The organism is Mesorhizobium sp. M1A.F.Ca.IN.022.06.1.1, assembly GCF_003952605.1.
In the GTDB taxonomy this organism is placed as follows: domain Bacteria; phylum Pseudomonadota; class Alphaproteobacteria; order Rhizobiales; family Rhizobiaceae; genus Mesorhizobium.
The window spans coordinates 1,761,834-1,785,207 of the sequence record NZ_CP034455.1; the positions used below are offsets into that span (position 1 = coordinate 1,761,834).

Consider the following 23,374-nt stretch of genomic DNA (forward strand, 5'->3'; position numbering starts at 1 on the left):
CCTATAAAGCACCACTGATGCGAATATGACCCTGATCTGGATCAGCCAGGGCACGATCAACCGGCACTGGTAGTTCACGCTCGGGTGATCGATCGCGACGCTCAACTTGTTACCCGTGCGCACAGTGCGAAGCTCGTCCGGCCGCGCGAGGTACTCTCGCGGCATCAGCCGCCTCATACTGGGTGCATGGGAAGGCAGTCCTTCGCACGACAGTGGATTTTCACAAATCAATGTAGTGCCCAGCTTAGGTCAAGCTGGTCATGGAGCATGGACAGCTTGTTCCCGACCGAGCCGGCTCGACTGACGAGCGGGATCCGCGCATCTTATGCACAGCGGATTGAAATCAGCGTCCCGGTTTGTCGTCCCGATCAATTAGTATCCGCTCGGCGGCTCCGTCGAGATCTTCGTATTGACCGCTTCGCAATGCCCAGACGAAGCCGGACAGGCCCAGTGCACCCAGAAAAAGGGCCACTGGTATGAGATAGAGCAAGGTCGTCACGAGGATTGTGCCGAATAGCCGACTGCGGAGCGTCTGACTTTTTGAATAACTTGCACCGTCGCATTCGCCATGAAGCCGTGCAAGCGCAATGCGTTTCCAATAACAAGCAGCGATGAGGCAGACATGGCAATCGCCGCTATCAAAGGCGTGACGTGCCCGAGGATGGCGATTGGTACTGCCACCGCATTGTAGACGATTGCGATTGCGATGTTCTGCCGGATCAGGTTTCCTGCCTTGCGCGAGACGCCCAGGGCGAGCGGCACCGCCAGGAGGCTTTCGCGCAGGAAGACGAAGTCTGCCGCGTTGCGGCCAATGTCGACGGCGGTGGCCGGTGCGATCGAGACATGCGCCGCGCTCAGGGCCGGCGTATCGTTGAGGCCGTCGCCAACCATCAGAACCTTGTGCCCAACTTTCGCGAGGGTTTCGATGCGTTCGAGCTTGCCCGATGGCAGCAGGCACGGAACGAAGTCGTCGATATCCAGCAGCTTTGCCACTTCGGCGCAGGCTGCGGCGGTATCGCCCGACAGCATTTGCATCGACACCCCGGCATCGTTCAATCGCTTGATCGCCGCCGCCGCGTCGGCGCGCAGCGCATTCTCGAAATCGAAGGTCGCGACAATGAACCCGTCTTTTGTCAGGGCCGTTCCACCATAGCCATGTTTGCCTTCACCTCCGGTCCGGGCCTTCCATCCAGCCCATCCGCGTCGACCCAGCCGCCAGGTGCTTCCGGCGACAGTGGCTTCGATCCCGAACCCCGGATGCTCTGTGACGGCATCGAATTTGTGTTGCCCGCCAGGAGCGGCAAAGCCGGTCATGGCCTTTGAAAACGGGTGACGCGAATGCGCGGCCATGTCGGCGGCGATTGCCAGCATGCCCGGATCAATCGAGTCCGCATTGACCAGCCGGGGCTGGCCGAGCGTGAGCGTGCCGGTCTTGTCGAACACGGCAGTATCGATCGCCGCGAGGCGCTCCATGGCCGAACCGTCCTTGACCATGATACCGCTCTCGAAAAGCCGCCGCGCCGCGACCACTTGGACGATCGGCACGGCGAGGCCGAGCGCGCAGGGGCATGTGATGATGAGAACAGCGATGGCGATCGTCATCGCCCGGTGCCAGTCGCCGGTCGCCGCCATCCAGCCCAGGAATGTCACGAAGGCGGTGAGATGAACCAGGGGCGCGTAGAGTGCCGACACGCGATCAGCGATGCGGCGATAGTGCGCGCGACCGCCCTCGGCGGATTCCATCAGCCGAACCATCTCCGCCAGGAACGAATCCTTTGCGGCGGCTGTCGCCTGGATCGTCAGCGGGCCGGTAAGATTGAGCACGCCGGCCTGTACTGCTTCGCCCGGCGCCACGTTTTTCGGCGTGCTTTCGCCTGAGGCCAGCGAGCAGTCGAGATCCGACGTTCCCTGGATGATCTTGCCGTCGACGGGGATCCTCTCACCGGCCGCGATCAACAACCGCATGCCTGGTTCGATCTCGCCGACCGGCAGATAGTCGCGCGCGCCGTCGCCGCGCATCACCATTGCGCCACGCGCGGCCATCTGAGACAGGCCCTTCACGGCAGTCCGGGCACGCTCCCGCATCACATGATCCAGCGTGCGCCCGATCAAAAGGAAGAACAGCAGCGATACCGACGCGTCGAAATAGGCGTGGTCGCCATGATTGATCGTCTCATAGAGGCTCATGGCATAGGCGAGCGAAACACCGACCGCGATGGGCACGTCCATATTCATGCGACCATGGCGCAAAGCATTCCAGGCCGAACGGAAGAAGATTCCGCCGGCGAAGGCGAGGGCAGGAATGGCGATCAGCGCCGAGACCCAGTGAAACAGGTCGCGGGTAGCACCTTCGGCGCCGGACCAGACAGAGACCGAAAGCAGCATGATGTTCCCCGCCGCAAAGCCGGCAACAGCGACAGCGCGGATCAGTTCGGCAAGCGTCTTGTCCTTGTCATCGACCTCGGGTGTGAACAGATGCGCCTCGTAGCCCAGCCTGCCAAGCGCGGCGACGAAGGGTGGCACCTCGTCTCCTCGCCACCGGACCGCGACCCGCTTCGTCGACAGGTTGACGCGCGCGCTTTCGACGTGATCGAGCTTTCCAAGTGCCGCCTCGATCGTCTGGATACAGGCGGCGCAATGAACCGTCGGCACTGAAAGATCGGTCTGCCGAAGATCATCGCCAAGCGATCGGCTCGCCAACCTGATCTCCTGGCTGGATGGCAGGACCGACGTGGCGCCGTTCAGATCCAGCGCCATTTCAGCGCCCGGTGCACAACAGCTCATTGCAGCGCTCCATGAGAAATCATAATCCTGCGGACGTCGCGATAGGGTCGTGTCAGGCCGGCATCGGTGTCGACTTCGACGATCCAGACGCCGTCCTTCGGCATATGCTGGGCGGCGAACTCCTGGCCGGAGGCGAGGGCGAGCGTGACGGACTTGTCCTCTTTCTCGTAGGCGGGATGACGAAACAGCACCTTGACGCCGTGCAGAGGAACCGGCTTGCCTGCAGCGTCGGAGAGGCTGTAGCGGACTTCGCCCCATGCGATGGTCAGCTTGCCGGTCCAACCGAGCGCTGCTTGAGCGCGGCCGGCCTCGGCCTCCTTGTTGAATTGCTGGCTGGCCACATAGGTGTTCTCGACGACGAGGCCGGTCCAACTCGTATTGGCGAGCGTGGCCATGGTCAGGTTGACCGCGATGACCACCCCGAAGAAGGTGAGAATGATGGCCAGCATGTGCCTGCCGGTGAATTCGCGAGGCTTTTGGGCATTGGCGGTCATTTGGCGGCCTCTGGCGCGTTGAATGTGGCGGCGTACTCGTTCGACTCGAAGCTCGCCTTATCCTCGACACGGAACTTGAAGGTCTGTGCCGGGGCGTGGATCTGGTCCGCCGGTTGGCGAACGAAGACCTTCAACGTTTTCAGGCGGTCGGGTTCGACCGGGATGGCGAAAGACCGGCCGGCCGGGATGTCGTCGCCGACGACGACCATGTCGGCACCCTCCAGACCCTGCATGGTGACGACGATTGTCCTTGGCTCAGGGATCATGTTGAGCAGCTTGACGCTATAGCCATTGCGGATGGAGCCATCGGATAGTGTGACGAATTGCGGATTGCGGTCATGCAGCACGTTCAGTTCGAGCCGATCGCGCGTCAGCAGCGAATAGAGCAGGCCCAGCCCGATCAGCGACCACAAGCCCATGTAGACGTAGGTGCGCGGCCGGAAGATCTTGCGAATGTGAAAATGCGCCACCTGATCGGAGAAGGTGCCGACAGCAGTCCTGACCAGCGACGGATTGATTGAACTGGAGCCGCCTGCGGTCGCCAGCATCATGTTGGCGTTGTAGTCGGAGAGCGTCGCGTAGGAGATCAGCCCGCGCTCCTTGCCGAGCTTGTCCATGACGCCGTCGCAGGCGTCGATACACAGCGCGCAGGTAATGCATTCGAGCTGCTGGCCGTCGCGAATGTCGATTCCCATTGGGCAGACCGCGACGCAGGCATTGCAGTCGACGCAGTCGCCGACGGACTGCCCCGAGGCTTGCACCTTCTTGGCGTGGCGCGATCGCGGCTCGCCGCGCCAGTCATTGTAGGTGACGGTGAGCGAATTCTCATCGAGCATGGCTGCCTGGATGCGCGGCCATGGGCACATATAGGTGCAGACCTGTTCGCGCATCAGGCCGCCGAAGGTGTAGGTCGTCGCCGTCAGCACGGCGATGGTGATGTAGGCGACAGGTGCGGCGGTACCGGTGAAAAGCTCGCCCACAAGTGTTGGTGCATCAGCGAAATAGAAAATCCAGGCGCCACCGGTCGCCGCCCCTATGACAAGCCAGATGGCGTGTTTCGAGACCCGCAGCATCAGCTTGCGGGCGGTCCAGGGGCCGGCATCGAGTTTCATGCGGGCGTTGCGGTCCCCCTCAATCGCACGCTCGACGACAAGGAACAGATCGACCCACACGGTCTGCGGACATGCATAGCCGCACCAGGCACGGCCGACAGCAGAGGTAATCAGGAAAAGTCCAACACCGGCCATGACCAGGAGGCCGGCCACATAGAAGAATTCCTGCGGCCAGATCTCGATGAAGAAAAAGTAGAAGCGCCGATTGGTGAGATCGAGCAGCACGGCCTGGTCCGGGGCAAATGGGCCACGATCCCAATGCAGCCACGCAGTCAGGTAATAGATGCCAAGTGTGATCGTCATCACCAGCCATTTGAAGCGGCGAAAGTTGCCCGAGGCGCGCTTCGGAAAGATCTTTTGACGCGCGGCATAAAGGGGCTTGCGGGTTTTGGCGGCATTGACAGTTTCTGTTTCGAGCCGTGTCAACTGCGTCTTGTCACGCACGTGCAACTCCACTTTCCCAGCCAATGTCAGGGGCACCTGTCGAAAAGCCTCGCGGTAGGACAGCCTTGCCGGGTTGTGCAGATCGCATTAGGAATGGTGTCGAGGCCCGGCTCGCGCCGGGCCTCGTCCGCTTGGCAGGGGTGACCGAAGAATAGGGCTTCCATTCCTATTCTCCGCCGCCAAGCGAATGGACATAAACTGCAAGTTCCTTGACCTTGATCTCGCCGAGACGGCCAACCCAGGCCGGCATGACGCCCTGCTTTGGCGCACGAACCTGGGCGGCGATGGCCGTCTCGCCGGACCCGTAAAGCCAGATCGCGTCAGTCAGGTCGGGGGCGCCGAATTCCCTGTTGCCTTTTGCATTGTCGCCGTGACAAGCGACGCAGTTCTCGGCAAAGACCTTGGCGCCGGGTTGGATCAGACTTGCATCGCGGACCTTGCCGGAAAGGCTGGCCACGTAGGCGCTGACTTGTGCGATCTGGTCGGCGGTGATGATGTCGCCGAAGGCCGGCATTTCTGACAGTCGCGTGTCCGGATCGGAAGCAAAGCGGAGGCCGTGCGTGATCGTCTGCTTGATCTGGTCGGGGCTGCCGCCCCAGAGCCAGTCATCGTCATTCAGGTTGGGAAAGCCCTTCGACCCCTGAGCGCCGGAGCCGTGGCATTGCGTACAGTTGACCTTGAACGCGGCAGCCCCGGCAGCGACCGCGAATTCGCGCAAGGCATCGTCGGTCAAGATCTCCGAGACGCTCTTTGCCTGGATGGCTGCAACATACTTGCCCTTGGCGGCCTCGGCCGCGGCAAGGTCGTTCTTGACGTCCTTACGGCTTGAATAGCCGAGCATGCCCTTGGTTGCCGAGGTCAGCATCGGCCATGCCGGGTATGCGGTCGTATAGACGAGCGCCCACGCTATGGTGACGTAGAAGGTAATCACCCACCATCGCGGCAGAGGATTGTTGAGCTCCCTGATGCCGTCCCATTCATGGCCGGTGGTTGAGACGCCGGAGACCTCATCGATGTGCTCGTCGCTCATGATCACTCGTCCTCGAGCGGAATGCGGGCAGCTTCGTCGGCCAGCCTTCGGCTGCCGGGGCGTAGGGCAAAGGCGATGCACCCGACGAAGAACAGCGCCATCGCAACCAGGCCCCAGCTGTCGGCAAACGCCCGCATCAAATTGTAGGTCATCAGCGTTCTCCTCAGCGGTAGCCGGCGGCTTCGTCGTAATTTTTGAAGTCGACCAGTGTGCCAAGCATCTGCAGGTAGGCGAGCAGGGCATCCATTTCGGTGACCTGTTGCGGGTTGCCGTCGAAGTCGCCGATCTTGACTTTGGGGTAACGCGCCTCAAGGCCTGATGTGTCGGCATTGGGATCGGCCTGCGCCGCCAGATCCGCATTGGCGTGCGCGATCATGTCATCGGTGTAAGGGACGGCTACACGCCTGTTGGCGACCAGATGCGTCGAGAAATCCTTCACGTCGATCGGCGTGTCTTTCAGGAACCCATAGCTCGGCATGATCGATTCCGGCACCACCGAGCGCGGGTCGGTAAGATGCGCGACATGCCATGCATTCGAGTAGCGGTCGCCAACTCTGGCGAGATCCGGCCCGGTGCGCTTCGATCCCCACTGGAAGGGGTGATCGTACATGGACTCGGCAGCCAGGCTGTAGTGGCCATAGCGCTCAACTTCGTCGCGGAACGGCCTGATCATCTGGCTATGGCAGAGAAAGCAGCCCTCGCGCATATAGATGTTGCGCCCGACAAGTTCGAGCGGCGAATAGGGGCGCATGCCTTCCACCTTCTCGATCGTATTGTCGAGATAGAAGAGAGGCGCTATCTCGACGATACCGCCGACCGTCACCACGAGCAGCGAGCCAACGAGAAGAAGCGTGGCGTTCTTCTCGATGATTGCGTGTTTGTCCATCAAGCCCATTACCTGGCTCCTGATCGCGCAGGTCGGATGGCGACGGGGCTCGGCATCGGCTCCTCCTCGCGCTGGTGGCCGAGGATGGTCATGGTGATGTTCCAGGCCATGATAAGGGCGCCGGAGAGGTACATGGCCCCACCGATGGCGCGCATGACGTAGTATGGGTGCATGGCAGCGACGGTTTCGGCGAAGGAATAGACCAGGAAGCCCTGCTGGTCGTATTCACGCCACATCAGGCCCTGCATGATGCCTGACACCCACATGACCGAGGCGTAGACGACGATCCCGAGTGTCGCCAGCCAGAAGTGCCAAGTGACGAGCCGCAGCGAGTAGAGCCGGTGACGGTTCCAGAGCTTCGGCACCATGTAGTAGATTGCGCCGAACGAGATCATGCCAACCCAGCCGAGCGCGCCCGAATGGACGTGGCCGATGGTCCAGTCGGTATAATGCGACAGCGAATTGACCGCCCTGATCGCCATGATCGGGCCTTCGAAGGTCGACATGCCATAGAAGGCGACGGCCATCACCATCATGCGGATGATCGGATCGGTGCGCAGCTTGTCCCAGGCGCCGGACAGCGTCATCAGGCCGTTGATCATGCCGCCCCAGGACGGCATCCACAGCATGATCGAGAACGCCATGCCGAGCGTCTGCGCCCAATCTGGCAAGGCGGTGTAGTGCAGGTGATGCGGGCCAGCCCAGATGTAGAGAAAGATGATCGCCCAGAAATGGACGATCGACAGCCGGTACGAATAGACTGGCCGGTTCGCCTGCTTGGGCACGAAATAATACATCATGCCAAGGAAGCCGGCGGTGAGAAAGAAGCCGACCGCGTTGTGGCCGTACCACCATTGGGTCAGCGCGTCCTGGACCCCGGAAAAGGCGGAGTAGCTCTTGGAGCCCAGGAACGAGACTGGCATCGACAGGTTGTTGACCACATGCAGCATCGCGATGGTCACGATGAACGACAGGTAGAACCAGTTGGCGACGTAGATATGCGGTTCCTTGCGCTTCAGGATCGTGCCAAGGAACAGAATGAGGTAGGCGACCCAGACGATGGTCAGCCAGACATCCACATACCATTCGGGTTCGGCGTACTCGCGGCCCTCGGTGATGCCGAGCAGATAGCCGGTCGCGGCCATGACGATGAACAGCTGGTAGCCCCAGAAGACGAACCAGGCGAGATCACCGCCGAAGAGGCGGGCGCGGCAGGTGCGCTGCACGACATACAGAGACGTGCAAAGCAGCGCGTTGCCACCGAAGGCGAAGACGACACCGGATGTATGCAGCGGCCGCAAACGGCCGAAATTGAACCAGGGCTGGATGTTGAGATCGGGATAGGCGAGCTGAAGCGCGATCACCACGCCGACCAGCATCCCGACGACACCCCAGAACACGGTGGCGATCGCGCCGTAGCGGATCGGACCATCCATGTAAGCGGATGGGTCAATCGGAGCTGCTGGCTTGAACTCCGTGTTGCGCAACAGGATCGCAGTGAAACCAGCCACTGCGAAGAACAACACCCACATATGTCGGCGGAAAGGTTCATCCACGCCGAAGCCGGCGGCCACCAGGGCCGCAAAAGCGAACACGCTTAGAAGGACGATCTCTGTGCCGAATTTCATTGCAGATCCCGATCTCGAATCTGGTGGATGCCAAATCCGCAGCGCACTAATTGCGCAGCCGCCGCCCCCTCGCCCTGATCTATGTCAGGCCGCACGATTTTGTGTCGGCGGCGCAATCAGCAGGTGGCGAATGAACGAGGAACGCAGCGCGGGCTCACCCCCTCATGGAAGGCGTTCCCTGGGTTGGGCGGGCGCAGACGCGATCGATTGAGGCGAAAGCTGAGGCTCTGCGACGCGTTGGATGCTATTGCCGATGCCCTGCCAAACGTTGTTCGGATCCCATTGGAAACGAACGCGATCGTTCGGCCGAGCCGTGGCAGCTTAAGGACCGTGCTTCGCCGGTATGTGCCGAAACACACCTGGCGATTGGTCGTCGTCCCTATCAAAGCCCGAAAGCTGTCTGTCTCGACCGTGACGCCGCTTCTTCGAAGGCGCGGCGACATCGCATTAGAAGGCAAGCACGGCCCGCCCCGGAGCCATGCGACATGGGCCTCGCCGCTTAGGGCCGCTCGCGTCCGCCGCCACAGCGCTTCTCCAGACGGCTTATGCTGTCCACCGTCACATGGCGTGCGTTCTCAATCCGAATCACCCCGTCAGCCCGCAATCGCGTCAGTTGGCGGCTCACGGTTTCGTTGGTAATTCCAAGGAAATCAGAGATTTCGGCACGCGTCAGCGGCAGATCGAAGGACGCTGACCTGGAAGCCGCGTCGAGACTGGAATCGATATTCCGGGCCATTATGAGGAGAAAACTCGCCACCTTTTCCGGAGCTGTCTTGCGCCCCAGCGTCACCATCCACTCGCGCGCCTCATCGAGTTCATTCAGCGTCTGTTTGAGCAGGCGATGCTCGAATTCCCGTGACGCCTTCATCATCCGTTCGACGGCCGCTCGCGGAAACGAGCACAGCGTGACTGCTGTTGCCGCTTCCGCATTGATCGAGCTTTCCACCTTGAAAGGACGTCCCAGAAAATTCGGTGCAAACTGGAGACCGACGATCTGCTGGCGCCCATCCGACAGGCTCTTTGATAGCTTTACCACGCCTGAAAGCACGTTCGAGTAGCTGTCGACGTTCTGTGCCTCGCCGGTCAACTCCATTCCTGACTCGATCCGGCGACGCGAGCAAGTCTTGGCGAGCCCAACCAAATTGTCTGGATCGAGCGCACCGCAGACACCGCGACGCCGTGCCTCGCAAGGGAGGCAAAGAACAGGAATGCCGGAAGTATGAATGTCTTGCCGAAAGGTCATGCGTTCGCTTTACCCGATCCTAACTGCCGGCAGGATACCCATCCAGGGTAGAGAAGTCCTGCGGCGGTTTGTCCATGCGCGCGGCTGATCGAGATCAGGGTCTGCTTCAGCGATGCGTGCAGTGTTCGGCGGGCAACACGGTGAACGCGAGATGCAATCGGAAATAGCTGTCAAACTCAGCGAGAACGTCCCACGCTACACAAGCTATCCGACGGCGCCGCATTTCCATTCCGGGGTCGATGCTGCCATTTACCGTGGCTGGTTGGAGGCGCTGGAAAGTGGCGACGAAATCTCGCTGTATTTGCACATTCCTTACTGCGACAAGCTCTGCTGGTTCTGCGCCTGTCACACCAAGCAGACGCACCAATATGAGCCGGTGGCCGCTTATCTGCGCTCGCTGAATGCCGAAATCGTCACGATTGCCGGTCTGGTGAGCGGCAAGGCACATGTCCGTGCAATCCACTTCGGTGGCGGTTCGCCAACGATGCTGAGGCCCGATGACATGGTTGCTCTTGGAGCGGCCTTGCGGGACAGCTTCGACCTTCTCCCGGATGCTACGGTCAGCATCGAAATCGGAACCAACGACATGGACAAGGCGCGCCTTGATGCGCTTGCTCAAATCGGCGTAACGCGGGCGAGCCTCGGCGTGCAGGATTTCGATCCGCAAGTGCAAAAAGCAATTAATCGTGAGCAAAGTTTTTTGCAGACCAAGGCAGTCGTCGACGGGGTTCGTTCGCGGGGCGTTGAATCGGTCAATCTGGACCTGCTCTACGGGCTCCCGAATCAGACACGCGAGACGATCTGTTCCACGGTGGCGCAGGCACTGACCTTGGAACCAGACCGGATGGCTCTGTTCGGCTACGCACATGTGCCCTGGTTCAAGAAGCATCAGACGATGATCGACGAGGCATGGCTGCCGAGTCCCACCGAGCGTTTCGCCCAATCTCAACTCGCGGCGCGGGCAATTGTCGCCAAGGGATATGAGGCAATAGGACTCGATCATTTCGCGAAGCCCGACGATGCGCTGGCCATAGCGGCCCGCGCAGGGGTTTTGCATCGCAATTTTCAGGGCTACACCGAGGATCGCTGCCCGACACTGATCGGACTTGGCCCTTCGTCCATCGGTCGTTTTCGCCAAGGCTACGTGCAGAACATGGCTTCGACTGCCGGGTACGGGCGCATGGTTGCGGATGGCGGGTTGGCTGCCGTCCGGGGCGTTGCCCTTTCCGACGACGATCGCGTCCGTGGCTGGATAATCGAGCGGCTGATGTGTGATTTTGCCTTCTCGGCAGTCGATCTGGTGGAGCGGTTCGGCAAAGCCGGCGAGAAGCTCCTTCATCGCTCGAGGTCCATCGCCCTCCACGATCCTGCCCGAGCGCTTGAATTCGATGGCGACAGTTTCGTCGTACGGGCTGAAAGTCGCCCCTTCGTTCGAACCATCGCGGCCAAGTTCGATACATATTTCAAAGGGGGAACGGCGAGGCACTCGGTGGCGGTCTGAGCAAAGCACAGTGCGCTCGCCGTTTGGTCGATCGCGAACCAGCTGCGTTTCATTTTGACCGCTCATAGGCGACTACCGCATCCAATCGAAAATGCAAACTTAGGCTGTTGCGCGGTATTTCCTTCCACATCCTCTCTTACGCATACCTGCATTCCAAGGTGTTTGATCCTATGCTTCGCGAGGAGCAGGTAGGCCGCGACAGCTAGGCAATGTTCCAGCTGCCTCTAGCGGAGGAGTCACGATTTTTCGGCAAGCTCCGTCGGCAGACCTTCTTTTCGGGCCTTGGCAAAGGCTCGGTCGCCTTCCAGAAACGCCGCCAGCATGAAAGGGATGAGTTCTGCCACGGTTTCAGACTGACGATAGGTCTGACGGTAAAGTGCAGCATACTCCTTGAGTGTTTGGCCCAGCTCCGCGCTGACGGTAATGGTGATCTTCGAAGCTGTTCGGTCTGGAAGCTTTCCAAGTTTCAGGTCAGCCATGGTAACTCCTGCTCAACTCGCGTATGGCCGCAGCACGATGTCCTTGTGCACGATGACGCGCAGTGGCCAACCTGGGCGGACGATGATGGTGGGCTGGATATTGAGGTTTTTTTCGGTGATGCGCTGGCCGGCTCGACTGGCGTTCTGCTGGGCTGATTCCCGGATCGCCTTGACCAGATCGCTCTCGTTTTCGCCGAGGCTGAATTCCGTGCCGACACCGAGCAATGTGGCAAGCGCCACCCCCTTGATCAGCTGCCAGGTGTGGAAATCGACTTTGTCTTCCAGCCCTGCGTAGCCGGCGGTGTCGCTCGCGGGCAGATTGTCGATTTCGACCGACGAGCCGTCGGGCAGCAGAATGCGCTGCCAGACCAGCAGCGCTCGCTTTTGCCCGAACGCGACGACGCTGTCGTAGACGCCGATAAGACGTGAGCCCTGCGGAATCAGCAATATGTTGCCCGTGACCGTGTCGTGCACATTCTCGGTGACTTGCGCGACGACAAGGCCCGGCAAATCGGAATTGATGCCGGTGATCAGGCTGGCGGCAATCACGCTGCCAGCCATCAGTTGATACGGCGAGATCGGCGTCTGCAGCGCATGCGGATTGTAGATCCCGCCAGTGCTCCGCTGGCTGAGGAAATCAAGCTTTCGCTGCTGATTGTTCTGGTCGCCTTCCGCCGGCGCCACCGAGGCTGACGCGCGTGCTGCTTCGGATTGGGGAAGTGCCTCAAATGGATGCTGAGCAGTTTGCACGCTCTCACCGACATCTGTCTGTTGAGCTCGATTTTCGACGCGGAAAAGCACCTGCGATTCACGCGCTTCGATCGCCTGCTGCGCTAGACGCTGCTCCTCGGCCGAGATGTCTTGACCCGGCACGATGCCGAGCTGGCGCTGCCGCTCGAGGATGGGGCGACCGAGGTCGCCCGGCAAAGGTGGCCCAAGGACGGGAGGCTTCGGCTTCATGCCGGAATAGTCATGGGGAAGCGTATCGAGTCCCTCGACGGTTGGTTTGCGCTCAGTGCTGTAGGGATCTTCCGCCTGATCCCTGATGCGAAGGGCCGGCCCCTGGAGCGCCATCATGGCAACGCCGAACACAGCGCCGGATCCGAGCGCTGCGATCGCGATGATCACACCGCGCCTGAACCGCACCACGCGGCGGGGAGAGGCCCGAAGCTGCAGTTCCTCGGGATCCAGTTTCGGCGGGATGCCAGAGCGGGAATTTTCGATCATGAGCCCTCACCTCACCGGCTGGAACGCGAAAAGAGCGAGATCCGCCGTAGCGGTTGCCTGTCGTCAATCCTGCTGATGCGGATCACCTGCTGCTGCTTGGTGCCGAGGCGAAGTTCGGCCGCGGCGAAGAGCCGATCGACGATGTAATAGTTGCCGCGCACGCGATAGTTGACGAGCTCGCTGCTCCCATCTGCGCCGACGATGAAGAGTGGTGGCGCCTCGCCCTGATCTATGCGACGAGGGAACTCAATATAGACCTTGCTGCCGTCGTCGAAGGCTCGCGTCGGTCTCCAGGGCGGTGTGTCGCCACTGATCGAGTAGCGAAAGCGAAGGTTTTCGAGCGCGATATTCGACGCGACCGGTGTAACTGCCTCGGCTTGAGCATTGCGCTGGCGAAGCGCGATGATCTGGTCTTGGCTGTAGGTCCAGGAGATTGCCGCCATTGCTGTCTTCTCGGTGCTTTGAAGCTGCAAATGATAGGTCCGCCGGTCCGTCGTAATGACGACATTGGTGGCAAGACCCGGCGCGAAGGGTTTCACCAGAACATGGGTGCGCTGATTGTCACCGGTGCCGCTTGCGGTATCGCCTATGACCCAGCGCACGGTGTCGCCAGCCGACACGGCGGTTAGTTTCTCGCCCGGCTGCAGAGCGATGTCGGTCACGCGCTCCGGCGCGGCATAGAGCTGATAAAGCGCGCCATCGGTGAAGGGGTAGACTTGCACGGCATTAACATACCCGTACTTGGTGGGTTGCTGGGTCGCGGCTTTGTTGGCATCAGCGACGCGTTCTTCAGGGGGCGCTTGTCCTCGGCCTTGCCGGACTCGGGCTGCAATTGGCCAGGCAGCGGCAGTGGTTTTGGCACCTCGACAATTCTAATCGGCCTCTCCGGCGCCTTCTCGATCGCGGCCGGTTTGAAGTCAGCAGCGTCATAGGAAATCTCAGGCGGCGGCACCTTCTTCGATGCACAAGCGGAAACGACCGCTGCCGACACCGATAGGATCAGCACGGCACGAATCGGTGACATTTTATCTTTCATTGGTGGACTCCGTCGGAGAAAGGGGGGTGGGACGGCGCTGTCGAGCTCGCGTGACCAGTCAATGGCGTTGATGAAGACGCCGAGCGGATTCTTGCGCAGCTGATCCGTATTGCTTGGCGAGCGGATCACGATCGTGAGGATCGCAGTCCAGCGCATCGTGCTGGCAAGGCTTCCGCGCTCAAACACCTGCTCGGTCCATTTGACCTGGAATGAACTTTCGGAGGCCCTGACCACGCTGGTGACCTGTACCGAGACACTGCGCGTTCCGATCTGACCGAAGGGGTCGTTCGCCTTGGCGTATTCGTTGAGGAAGAGCGCTGCGCGATCGCTAGCAAAGTCGTAAGCTGCGAACCAGTTCTGCCGTACCAAAACCGGATCGGTGGAAACGGAACGGACATTCTGGATGAAGCGGCCGAGATGCCAGGCGATCTGAGCATCCGAGGGCTCATAATTCCGGATTGCCGGCGCGACGGCGCGCGTCTCGCCGAAGCCATCGACCTCGACGACGTAAGGCACGACACGGCTTTGCATCGACTGCCATACGAGTCCGCCGGAAAGTCCGGTCGCCAAGGCCAGGCACCCAAGGGCCATGAGCCGCCAGTTCCTGGCCTGCAGTCGAGATGAGCCGATGCGCTCGTCCCACAGCTGGGCGGCTTTTTGATACGGCGTGACCGGTTCGGGTGTTTTGCCGTAACGGTGCACGGGTCGCTTGAAGAGCATCTAGTCATCCTTGTCGTTGAGAGAGGGGTTGGCGCTGCCTCCCGGCCGGTCTCCGTCTCGGACAGCTTGCATGGCAGCGTGGCGATGTGCACGGGCGGTCTGTTCAGAACGTAGGCGCCTTGCCCACGTCGGCGCCGAAACAGTGGCCGAACCGGCAGAGCGCTCGGTCATTGACGCGGTCGGCGTGCCGCCGGTCGCGGTCCACGCGGCATCGCGCCCGGCATCGGCGTTGCGCCCAACACTTGCAGTGGCGGATCGCGCTACGCGTATAGCGGCGCCGCCAGCGGCACTGGTTACACCATGCATTCCAGCAGCCACACCGGAGAGGCCAACGTCGGGCGAGGTTGCGCGCCCGATCTGCCAGGACGTGGAAGCAGCCGATCCCATTGTTGTGCCGGCGCGGATGGCGGCGAGACCGCCGCTGGTTGCCATACGCGCGCCAGAAAATGCCGTGCCTCCAGCAACGAGTGATACACCCGCTGCCGCCGCGGTCGTGCCGAGGGCGGCGCCCGCGCCAAGCTGCGGTGCGCCTGAGACAAGACCCGACGCGATCCCCGGCCCAAAAATGCCAAGGCCAAGCAGTGCCAGTGCGCCCAGTACCTGGGACATGGCAGCGGCCAGATCCGGCTCCTTGCCTTGCAATGCGGAAGCGAACTCCCCGAAGAGCGTGGAGCCGATGCCGACAATGACGGCGAGCACCATCACCTTGATGCCTGACGAGATAACATGGCCGAGCACGCGTTCGGCCAGGAACGCTGAACGGTTCCAAAGTGCGAATGGAACCAAAACAAAACCTGCCAGCGTGGTGAGCTTGAACTCAAGGATGGTGATGAAAAGCTGGATGGAAAGGATGAAGAAGGCGATGATGACCAGGAACCAGGCCATCAGCAGCACGAAGATGGTCAGTGCGTTGCCGAAGATTTCCGGGAAGCCCAGGAGCTGACTGGCTTGGTCAAGCATTGGCCAAGCACCTTCGAAACCGGTCGCGGCAATGCGGCCCGGGCGCAGGAGATTGTCTGCCGACAGATTGCCGGCCGACGCATTAATCCCGAGACCGGCAAAAGAACGATAAATGATATCGGCGAGGTTCTTGAAATTGTTCAGGATGAAGGCGAAGACGCCAACATAGAGCACCTTGCGGACAAGCCGGCCGAGAACGCTGGTCTCCTCGCCGAGCGCCCACGCCAGGCCGGCAAGTGTGATGTCAATGCCGATCAGAATGGTAGTGAGGAAGGCGACGTCGCCCGAGAGCAGACCGAACCCGCTGTCGATGTAGCGGATGAAGGTCTCCATGAAGCGATCGATGACGCCAAGGTCGTTCATGCCGCTGCCTTCCTCGTCGTGATGAACTCGTGATTAATTGCCGGGATAAGCCGAGCCGGTACCCAAGAATCGCTTCGTCATCTCGCGGGCGGCTTCCTCTGACTGGGCCTTGCGGGCGGCATCCTCGGCCTCAGCTCGAAACTGCGTTGCGAGCAGCGTCTGGATCTGCATCTGCTGCTTTGTCGAAAGCGCTATCAGCTGGTTGGTGGCCTGGCTTGCCTGAAGCGCACCGGCCGCCCCTTGGCTGCGGTTGACGAGATCGGCGAGCAGATCGCCGTCGGCGCGGACGTTCTCGACGATTTGCGACTGGACCCCCATGGTCTGGCGGAACGCCTGCATGGCGCTTTGCCAACGCTCGCGCGCAGCACTCGCCACATCGCTGACCTTGATCGTGGCGTCGTAGCTTTCCGGATATTGGCTGCGCCACTGGTCTTGAAGCTTGCCCAGATCAAAGCTGAGGCCACTCGCCTGGTCCATCAAGCCGTCGATGCGATGGAGCGAACCGGTGAGTTGGCCAACGGAAGAGAAATCCAGACGCTGAAGATTGCGCGCCATGTTCTGCAGCATGGTCGCCTGATTCTGCAGCGACTGGATCTGGTTGTTGATCTGCTCCAGGGCGCGCGCGGCCGTCAGCACGTTCTGCGCATAATTGGACGGATCGAACACGATAAGGGCGTAGGCGGGCTGCACATAGTCGGCCATAGGCTTGGCGATCAGGGAAACGGTGATCAGGCCGGAGAGAAGGCGTCGCCGCATCATGCTAATTGCTCCTTGTCTGGTTGAGGGAATTGCTTGAGAAGTTCGCCGGCCCAATCGAGGCCGCGCGCGATCAGGAACTGCGAGGCAAAGCTGCCTTGCCCGTCTTCGGACAGGATCCTGTCGATCAGAGTCTGCGTGGCCGGATCGGAAGCACCGCAAAGCGCAAGAGCGATGGGGCCAAGCCCGAGCTCGAACAGACGGTTGCCGCGGCGCGATTGCAGATAATACTGACGCTTCGGCGTGGCGCGGGCGATCAATTCGATCTGCCGCTCGCTTAAACCGAAGCGTTCGTAGGCTGTGCGCGCCTGGGGTTCCACGGCACGATCATTGGGAAGGAAAATGCGCTGCGGGCAGCTTTCGATGATTGCCGGCGCTATGGCAGAGCCCGCGATATCAGCCAGCGACTGCGTAGCGAAGACAACCGACACGTTCTTCTTTCGCAGCACCTTCAGCCATTCGCGGATGCGGGCGGCGAACAGCGGATTGTCGAGATAGACCCACGCCTCGTCGAGCATGATCAGCGTGGGCCGTCCGTCGAACCGTTCCTCAAGTCGCTGGAACAGATAGGTAAGCACCGGCAGCAAAGCGCCTTGGCTGTGCATCAGCTCCTCGGTCTCGAAACACTGCACATCCGACAAGGCCAGCCCATCATGATCGGCATCGAGCAGGCGGCCGAAGGGACCGTCGAGCGTGTAGGGCATCAATGCGGACTTCAGCGCATTGGATTGAAGCAGGACCGAAAGGCCGGTCAGTGTGCGTTCCTGCGCCGGCGCGGTGGCAAGGCTGGCCAGCGCTGACCAGATAGCCTCCTTCACCTCCGGCGTGACGGTGACGTTCTCGTGGGCAATAAGGCTGGCGATCCATTCGGCCGCCCAGCTTCGGCTAGCCTGGTCGTTGATGCTGCGCAGTGGCTGAAAGGCAAGGGAACCGTCCGCTCCTAGCGCGTGGTGTTCTCCACCCATGGCAAGTGTTGCAGCACGGGCCGAATTGCCTTTGTCGAAGACATAAACCTGGGCGCCGGCATAGCGCCTGAACTGCAGAGCAATCAGAGCAAGCAGAACCGACTTGCCGGCGCCGGTCGGACCAACAGCCAGCATGTGGCCGACATCTTCGACGTGGGTGGAAAGCCGAAACGGTGTCGACCCGCTGGTCTCGGCAACGAGAAGCGGTGGCGCTTCGGTTTGGGTGACTTTCGCGAGATACTCGTTTGTCGCAGGACCGGCCCAAACCGACGACAGCGGCATGAGATGGGCAAGGTTCAAAGTATGAACGAGCGGTTGGCGAACGTTAGCGTAGACATGGCCAGGCAATGAGCCGAGCCAAGCCTCGACCGCATTGACGCCTTCTCGGATCGTGGTGAAACCGATCCCATTGATGATGCGCTCGACCGCGCGAAGCTTCTCTGCAGCGGCTTGGCGATCCTCGCCCCACACCGTCACGGTCGTGGTGAGATAGCCGAAGCTCACATGATCGCCGCCCAATGCCTGAAGGGCTTCGTCGGCATCGAGCGCCTTGTTGTCGGCATCGCTGTCGACAAGCGGGACCGGCTCGTTGGTAATGACCTCGCGTAGGATTGCCACGATCGATTTGCGCTTGGCAAACCACTGCCGGCGCAACCGCGTCAGCGTCTTCGTGGCTTCCGTTTTCTCGAGCGGAATGAAGCGCGTCATCCAGCGATAGGCGAAATCCTGATGATTGAGGGCATCGAGAATCCCGGGCCGGGTGAGGTTCGGAAAGCCGAGGATGGTCAGTGTGCGAAGATGCTGCTCACCCAGCATCGGCTCCAGGCCACCGGCAAGCGGCGCATCGACCAGGATGGCATCCAGATATATCGGCGTTTCCGGGACCATGATAGGATGGCGTCGAGGCGAAATCGTGCCGTGGAGATAGGTCAACGTCTGAGCATCATCGAGGACGCGTACTTCGGGCATGAAGCCCGAGAAGAGATCGAGCACGCGGTTGGTCTCGTCACGGAACCTCGCCAGATCCTGGCGCCAGTCTCTTTCTCCTTGGGAATAATGAGAGTCGACGAGCGCGCTTTCCGCGCGCGCCTGGGCGTCGGGCGGTGGCATAAACACTAAGGTCACATGATAGCGGCTCTCGTAGTGCGCTACCTTCCCCTCGAAAGCAGCGCGGCGTTCTTCGTCGACCAGCCACGACGCGGCGTCAGGAAAATGCGAGTTCGGATAGCCCAGCGCTTCTATGCGCTCGGCCTCAAAGAACAATGCCCAGCCAGAGCCAAGGCGTCTGAGAGCATTGTTCGCCCGGCCGCAAATGCCGACGAGTTCAGCCTCCGTCGCACTTTCGAGATCCGGGCCGCGGAACCGCAACGTCCGCTGAAAGCTGCCGTCCTTGTTGAGCACGATGCCGGGCGCCACCAAGGCAGCCCAGGGTAGATGGTCGGCAAGCCGGTCGGCTTTGCTTCGATATTCCGAAAGGTTCAGCATGCAAGCCACCCCTTCAGACGAAGGTGGCGCACAAGCACGCTGGCGAAGTCCGGATCGCGTCTTGCGGCAAAGACCGCTAACGAGTGGCCCGCGATCCAAAGCACCAGACCAGCAATCCATTGCTGCAAGCCGAAGCCAATGGCCGCGGCCACTGTACCGTTGAGGATCGCCACCGCGCGCGGAGCCCCGCCGAGCAGGATCGGCTCGGTCAGCGCCCGGTGGACCGGTACTGCGAAGCCCTCGATATGCTGCTCCCCGGCGGCCATCAGACGAGCGCCCCACCACCGAAGGAGAAGAAGGAGAGGAAGAAGCTCGATGCCGCGAAGGCGATCGACAGACCGAAGACGATCTGAATCAGGCGCCGAAAACCACCGGCGGTGTCGCCGAAGGCAAGCGTCAGGCCGGTGGTGATAATGATGATCACCGCAACGATCTTGGCGACCGGTCCCTGCACCGACTCCAGGATCTGCTGCAGCGGCTGCTCCCACGGCATGCCGGAGCCGGCCGCATAAACGGGGGCCGTGATAAGAAACGCGAGCGCTGTGGACGAAAGAAAGCGAAGCTTCTTGCGCATGAGGAAGGCCTTTCAAAGCTGCTGGAGTTGCGAAAGCGTGAGCGGGGCAACGGCGTAATCGCCGCTGCCGTCGAGACCGGTGACCTCGGCGATTGCGTCGATGTGGCGCGACGAGCCGCGGCCGGCGATGAAGACGAGCAGGTCGACGGCATCGGCGATGAGGCGGCGGGGAACGGTGACGACTGCTTCCTGTGCGAGCTGCTCGATACGGTAGAGTGCGGAGCGCGCCGAATTGGCGTGAACCGTGGCGATGCCGCCGGGGTGCCCGGTGTTCCATGCCTTCAGCATGTCGAGTGCTTCCGCACCTCTTACTTCGCCGACGATGATGCGGTCGGGCCTGAGCCGCAGCGTTGAGCGCACGAGATCGGCAAGGGTGACCGAGCCCCGCCTCGTTCTCAGGGCAACGCAGTCCCTGGCCGCGCACTGCAGTTCGCGCGTGTCCTCGATGAGGATCACCCGCTCGTCGCATTCTGCGACCTCCGCCAGCAGCGCATTGGCAAGGGTTGTCTTGCCCGAAGACGTGCCGCCGGCGACCAGGATGTTGCGCCGCTCGCGGACTGCCCTCTTGAGCACATCGACCTGCAGCGGCAGCATGATCCGGTCCGCGACATAGTCGGCCAGCGTGTAGAGCTTTGCCGCTGGTTTACGGATGGCAAAGCATGGCGCGAGCACGACCGGCGGCAGCAGACCCTCGAAGCGCTCGCCCGACGGCAGTTCGGCACTGACAATCGGATTGTCCGCGTGCGCCTCGACCCGCACATGGGAGGCGACCAGGCGGATGATGCGTTCCGCCTCGGACGGGTGCAGATGCACGCCCGTATTGACTCGGCCCTCGCCCAGCCGGTCGAGCCGCAGCGCACCGTCGGGATTGACCATCACCTCGATGACGGACGGATCGGCAAGGGCTTCGGTGATTGCCGGACCCAGGGCGGTGCGCAGCATGACACGCCGCCGGTGGTCGGCCTCGGGATGAGAGCTCATCCTTCCCCTCCCCCACCATTGTCTTTGCTAAGCGACCTTTTGCCGGAAGCGATCTGGCGGCCGACCTGCTCAACGAATTTGTCAAAACGCTCCTGGGCAATCGCCTGGGTCGCCCTGTCCGGCACAGGCGTGTGGGCATGAAGCGTGATCGAAAAGCGGATGAAGAGCGCCAGACTCTCCAGGATCACCTCGGCATCGCGCCTGACGTGGGCAAGGTCGCGGGAGAGCCGGTCAAGCCTTACGCCGTAGCGCCGATCGAACTCGTTCTCGCCACGCCGCTCGATGAACGCCTCGACCGCCTTCGCCACGATCGCTGATTTGGTCGTTGACGGATCGCGACTGAGGTTGTCCAGTTTCTCGCTGAGCTCCGGCTCAAGCAGAAACTGATGGCGAATGCGGTGGGGCTTCATGCGGCTCGTTCCGACGGCCCGGCGTTGCGCCGGCGACGGGAGAAGGATCGGCCAGACGCTCAAAATTGCTTATGGCCGTTATCTACGCTGAGATGCGCTCTGCAACTCAGCGGACTTCAGAAGCCGGGAATGACATCCTTGTCGTCGCCCCTGCCCTCGTTGATACCGTAGGCGCGGGCCGCAGTGGAAATCCGATCCATGACACGCTTGTCCGCGAGCGCTTCGCTGTCATCGTCTGCGGGCTTCAACAGATCGGCCTGATCGGGCTCTTGAGAGACAACAACGTCTTCTACGGGCAGGCTTGGATGGCGTTGCTGCTGAACGCCTCCCTCGTCTTCAACTGGCGCGTCGGCGCTTTCGTCGTCCGCAGCAAGTCGGCTATCGACGCTGCACACTTGTCCAGTCCAGCCGTCCGGGCGTGATGCAGGGCAGTCCGCATAGGGACCGTCGCGCAGCACCGGCGCAGGCAGCACCCGGTCTGTGAAATTCTGATCCTGATAATAGCGCAGCTTCTTGGCGCGGATCGGCGGCAACCCAGAAACCAGGACCAATTCGTCTGACGGCGGCAATTGCATCACCTCGCCTGGCGTCAGGAGCGGGCGCGCGGTTTCCTGGCGGCTCACCATGACATGCGAAAGCCAGGGCGCAAGCCGATGGCCCGCATAGTTGCGCATCGACCTAAGTTCGGTTGCGGTGCCGAGGGCATCCGAGATGCGCTTGGCCGTGCGTTCGTCATTGGAGGAAAAGGCAATTCGCACGTGGCAATTGTCGAGAATAGCATTGTTCTCGCCATAGGCCTTTGAAACCTGGTTCAAAGATTGTGCGATCAGATAGGAGCGAATGCCATAACCTGCCATGAAGGCGAGCGCCGTCTCGAAGAAGTCGAGGCGACCGAGCGCCGGAAACTCGTCCAGCATCATGAGCAGTTGATGCTTACGGCTCTTCTTCGGGTCCCCCTCCAGGCGCTCCGTCAACCGCCTGCCGATCTGGTTCAAGATCAGTCGCACCAAAGGCTTGGTGCGCGAGATATCCGAAGGCGGCACGACCAGATAGAGCGACAGCGGTCGCTCTCCATCCACTAGGTCAGCGATGCGCCAGTCGCAGGACGAAGTGGCCGTCGCGACCGTTGGATCACGATAAAGCCCGAGAAAGGACATGGCGGTCGAGAGGACGCCTGAGCGCTCGTTCTCCGACTTGTTCAGGAGTTCGCGAGCCGCCGAGGCCACTACGGGATGGACCTGAGGGTTATGCCCCGTCCCGAGATGGTTTGTCGTCATCATCCGCTGTAGCGTTGCGGCAAACGAGCGTTGCGGGTCCGACAGGAAGGTGGCGACGCGGGCCAGCGTCTTTTCCTCTTCAGCGTAGAGCACGTGCAAAATGGCGCCAACTAGGAGTGAATGGCTGGTCTTCTCCCAGTGGTTCCGTCGCTCCAGCGCGCCCTCGGGATCGACGAGGATGTCGGCGATGTTTTGAACGTCTCGGATCTCATCTGGGCCTTTGCGTACCTCCAGCAGCGGGTTGTAGCGTGCCGATCTCGGGTCGGTCGGATTGAACAGAAGGCAGTACGAGAATTTCGACCGCCAGCCGGAGGTCAACTGCCAATTTTCGCCTTTTATATCATGAATGATGGCAGACCCGGTCCAGGAAAGTAGCGTTGGAACAACCAGCCCCACGCCCTTGCCCGAACGCGTCGGCGCAAATGCCATGACGTGCTCCGGGCCGTCATGGCGCAGATAGCGATCGTTCAGCCTACCGAGGAAAACGCCCGCCGGCCGTAACAACCCTGCCGTCTCGACCTCATGAGTCGTGGCCCACCGTGAAGACCCATAGGTCGTAACCGACCCGCGCTGTCGCGCGCGCAAAAGCGAGCCAGCGATTGCGGCGGCACAGCCCAGGAATCCGCTGGCGCCTGCAAGCGTACCGGCTTTGTCGAAGACCTCCGGCGCATAAGCATCGAAGTGGAACCACCATTCAAACAGCTTCCACGGCTTGTAGATTGGCCAGCCGGCGAAGAGAAACCATGGTGCGCCGAGAGGCGTCTGGTAGGTCAGCATTTGAGCGCACCATTGGGTTGCCGTCCATACGCCGATAATGACAATTGCGCACACAACGGCGATCTGCCCGATCAGTAGCTTCGTAGGTGTCATCGGCTTGGCCCGCTGAACAACGCGACCTAGCATCGCGCGGCGCAGCCGGGACAGGAATGTTCCTCACATACGATTTGGGAGCAATGAACGACTTCCTACGTATCAGGTCGGTCAGCACGCGTGTTGCGCCTTCACGCGACACCATCCGC

At 61.2% G+C, this 23,374-nt stretch carries 20 protein-coding genes and 2 pseudogenes; 1 reads left to right on the plus strand and 21 read right to left on the minus strand.

Annotation, left to right across the window (positions count from 1 at the left end; genetic code table 11):
- Positions 1 to 343: 343 nt before the first annotated feature.
- The 9 genes from ccoS to EJ078_RS08645 all read right to left on the minus strand — a co-directional run bounded on the left by ccoS (position 344) and on the right by EJ078_RS08645 (position 9,621).
- Positions 344 to 499, minus strand: a complete 156-nt coding sequence (gene ccoS, locus EJ078_RS08605) for a cbb3-type cytochrome oxidase assembly protein CcoS (protein WP_084831491.1) — start codon at positions 497 to 499, stop codon at positions 344 to 346.
- Positions 496 to 2,784, minus strand: a complete 2,289-nt coding sequence (locus EJ078_RS08610; RefSeq protein WP_091595777.1) for a cation-translocating P-type ATPase — start codon at positions 2,782 to 2,784, stop codon at positions 496 to 498. Before EJ078_RS08610 ends, ccoS begins: the two co-directional genes overlap by 4 nt.
- On the minus strand, positions 2,781 to 3,278 hold the full coding sequence (locus EJ078_RS08615; protein WP_091595779.1) for a FixH family protein: 498 nt from the start codon (positions 3,276 to 3,278) through the stop codon (positions 2,781 to 2,783). Before EJ078_RS08615 ends, EJ078_RS08610 begins: the two co-directional genes overlap by 4 nt.
- Entirely contained in the window at positions 3,275 to 4,834 is a 1,560-nt protein-coding gene (gene ccoG, locus EJ078_RS08620) for a cytochrome c oxidase accessory protein CcoG (RefSeq protein WP_029354962.1), read from the minus strand. The genes EJ078_RS08615 and ccoG overlap by 4 nt, the downstream gene beginning before the upstream one ends.
- A 166-nt stretch (positions 4,835 to 5,000) precedes the next feature.
- Positions 5,001 to 5,864, minus strand: a complete 864-nt coding sequence (ccoP, locus tag EJ078_RS08625; protein WP_029354960.1) for a cytochrome-c oxidase, cbb3-type subunit III — start codon at positions 5,862 to 5,864, stop codon at positions 5,001 to 5,003.
- Positions 5,865 to 5,866: 2 nt separating this feature from the next.
- Positions 5,867 to 6,016 carry a cbb3-type cytochrome c oxidase subunit 3 gene (locus EJ078_RS08630; RefSeq protein ID WP_024502864.1) on the minus strand — a complete coding sequence of 50 codons (150 nt, stop codon included), beginning with the start codon at positions 6,014 to 6,016 and terminating at the stop codon, positions 5,867 to 5,869.
- An 11-nt stretch (positions 6,017 to 6,027) separates the two neighbouring features.
- Positions 6,028 to 6,759: a cytochrome-c oxidase, cbb3-type subunit II gene (gene ccoO / locus EJ078_RS08635; protein ID WP_091595781.1), complete on the minus strand. Its 732-nt coding sequence runs from the start codon at positions 6,757 to 6,759 to the stop codon at positions 6,028 to 6,030.
- The gene (gene ccoN, locus EJ078_RS08640; protein WP_091595783.1) at positions 6,759 to 8,378 is read right to left on the minus strand and encodes a cytochrome-c oxidase, cbb3-type subunit I; all 1,620 of its coding nucleotides are present in this window, start codon (positions 8,376 to 8,378) and stop codon (positions 6,759 to 6,761) included. Before ccoN ends, ccoO begins: the two co-directional genes overlap by 1 nt.
- A 499-nt stretch (positions 8,379 to 8,877) precedes the next feature.
- Positions 8,878 to 9,621 (minus strand): Crp/Fnr family transcriptional regulator, encoded by a 744-nt coding sequence (locus EJ078_RS08645; RefSeq protein WP_127323805.1) that lies wholly within the window; start codon positions 9,619 to 9,621, stop codon positions 8,878 to 8,880.
- Positions 9,622 to 9,772: 151 nt separating this feature from the next.
- On the opposite strand from EJ078_RS08645, the gene hemN reads away from it, so the two are divergent.
- The gene (gene hemN / locus EJ078_RS08650; RefSeq protein WP_091595897.1) at positions 9,773 to 11,122 is read left to right on the plus strand and encodes an oxygen-independent coproporphyrinogen III oxidase; all 1,350 of its coding nucleotides are present in this window, start codon (positions 9,773 to 9,775) and stop codon (positions 11,120 to 11,122) included.
- A gap of 236 nt (positions 11,123 to 11,358) precedes the next feature.
- On the opposite strand, the gene EJ078_RS08655 is transcribed toward hemN, so the two are convergent.
- From EJ078_RS08655 to EJ078_RS08710, 12 genes and pseudogenes are all read right to left on the minus strand, one after another.
- Positions 11,359 to 11,601, minus strand: a complete 243-nt coding sequence (locus EJ078_RS08655; protein ID WP_029354949.1) for a DUF2274 domain-containing protein — start codon at positions 11,599 to 11,601, stop codon at positions 11,359 to 11,361.
- 12 nt (positions 11,602 to 11,613) lie between these two features.
- On the minus strand, positions 11,614 to 12,828 hold the full coding sequence (locus EJ078_RS08660) for a TrbI/VirB10 family protein (protein ID WP_091595787.1): 1,215 nt from the start codon (positions 12,826 to 12,828) through the stop codon (positions 11,614 to 11,616).
- Between the two features lie 11 nt (positions 12,829 to 12,839).
- A pseudogene (gene trbG, locus EJ078_RS08665) lies at positions 12,840 to 13,852 on the minus strand (P-type conjugative transfer protein TrbG).
- Positions 13,853 to 13,897: 45 nt separating this feature from the next.
- Positions 13,898 to 14,584 (minus strand): annotated as a pseudogene (trbF, locus tag EJ078_RS08670) (conjugal transfer protein TrbF); the annotation flags it as partial.
- Positions 14,585 to 15,907 carry a P-type conjugative transfer protein TrbL gene (trbL, locus tag EJ078_RS08675; protein WP_091595791.1) on the minus strand — a complete coding sequence of 441 codons (1,323 nt, stop codon included), beginning with the start codon at positions 15,905 to 15,907 and terminating at the stop codon, positions 14,585 to 14,587.
- A gap of 33 nt (positions 15,908 to 15,940) precedes the next feature.
- The gene (gene trbJ, locus EJ078_RS08680) at positions 15,941 to 16,666 is read right to left on the minus strand and encodes a P-type conjugative transfer protein TrbJ (protein ID WP_091595793.1); all 726 of its coding nucleotides are present in this window, start codon (positions 16,664 to 16,666) and stop codon (positions 15,941 to 15,943) included.
- Positions 16,663 to 19,113 (minus strand): conjugal transfer protein TrbE, encoded by a 2,451-nt coding sequence (gene trbE / locus EJ078_RS08685; protein ID WP_029354937.1) that lies wholly within the window; start codon positions 19,111 to 19,113, stop codon positions 16,663 to 16,665. The genes trbJ and trbE overlap by 4 nt, the downstream gene beginning before the upstream one ends.
- Positions 19,107 to 19,379, minus strand: a complete 273-nt coding sequence (locus tag EJ078_RS08690; RefSeq protein WP_024502852.1) for a VirB3 family type IV secretion system protein — start codon at positions 19,377 to 19,379, stop codon at positions 19,107 to 19,109. Before EJ078_RS08690 ends, trbE begins: the two co-directional genes overlap by 7 nt.
- Positions 19,379 to 19,687: a TrbC/VirB2 family protein gene (locus EJ078_RS08695; protein WP_024502851.1), complete on the minus strand. Its 309-nt coding sequence runs from the start codon at positions 19,685 to 19,687 to the stop codon at positions 19,379 to 19,381. Before EJ078_RS08695 ends, EJ078_RS08690 begins: the two co-directional genes overlap by 1 nt.
- A 12-nt stretch (positions 19,688 to 19,699) precedes the next feature.
- The gene (gene trbB / locus EJ078_RS08700) at positions 19,700 to 20,668 is read right to left on the minus strand and encodes a P-type conjugative transfer ATPase TrbB (RefSeq protein ID WP_091595797.1); all 969 of its coding nucleotides are present in this window, start codon (positions 20,666 to 20,668) and stop codon (positions 19,700 to 19,702) included.
- Positions 20,665 to 21,078: a CopG family transcriptional regulator gene (locus EJ078_RS08705; RefSeq protein WP_029354930.1), complete on the minus strand. Its 414-nt coding sequence runs from the start codon at positions 21,076 to 21,078 to the stop codon at positions 20,665 to 20,667. Before EJ078_RS08705 ends, trbB begins: the two co-directional genes overlap by 4 nt.
- Positions 21,079 to 21,194: 116 nt before the next feature.
- Positions 21,195 to 23,225, minus strand: coding sequence for a conjugal transfer protein TraG (locus EJ078_RS08710; RefSeq protein ID WP_091595898.1), 2,031 nt, complete (start codon positions 23,223 to 23,225; stop codon positions 21,195 to 21,197).
- Positions 23,226 to 23,374: the final 149 nt, after the last annotated feature.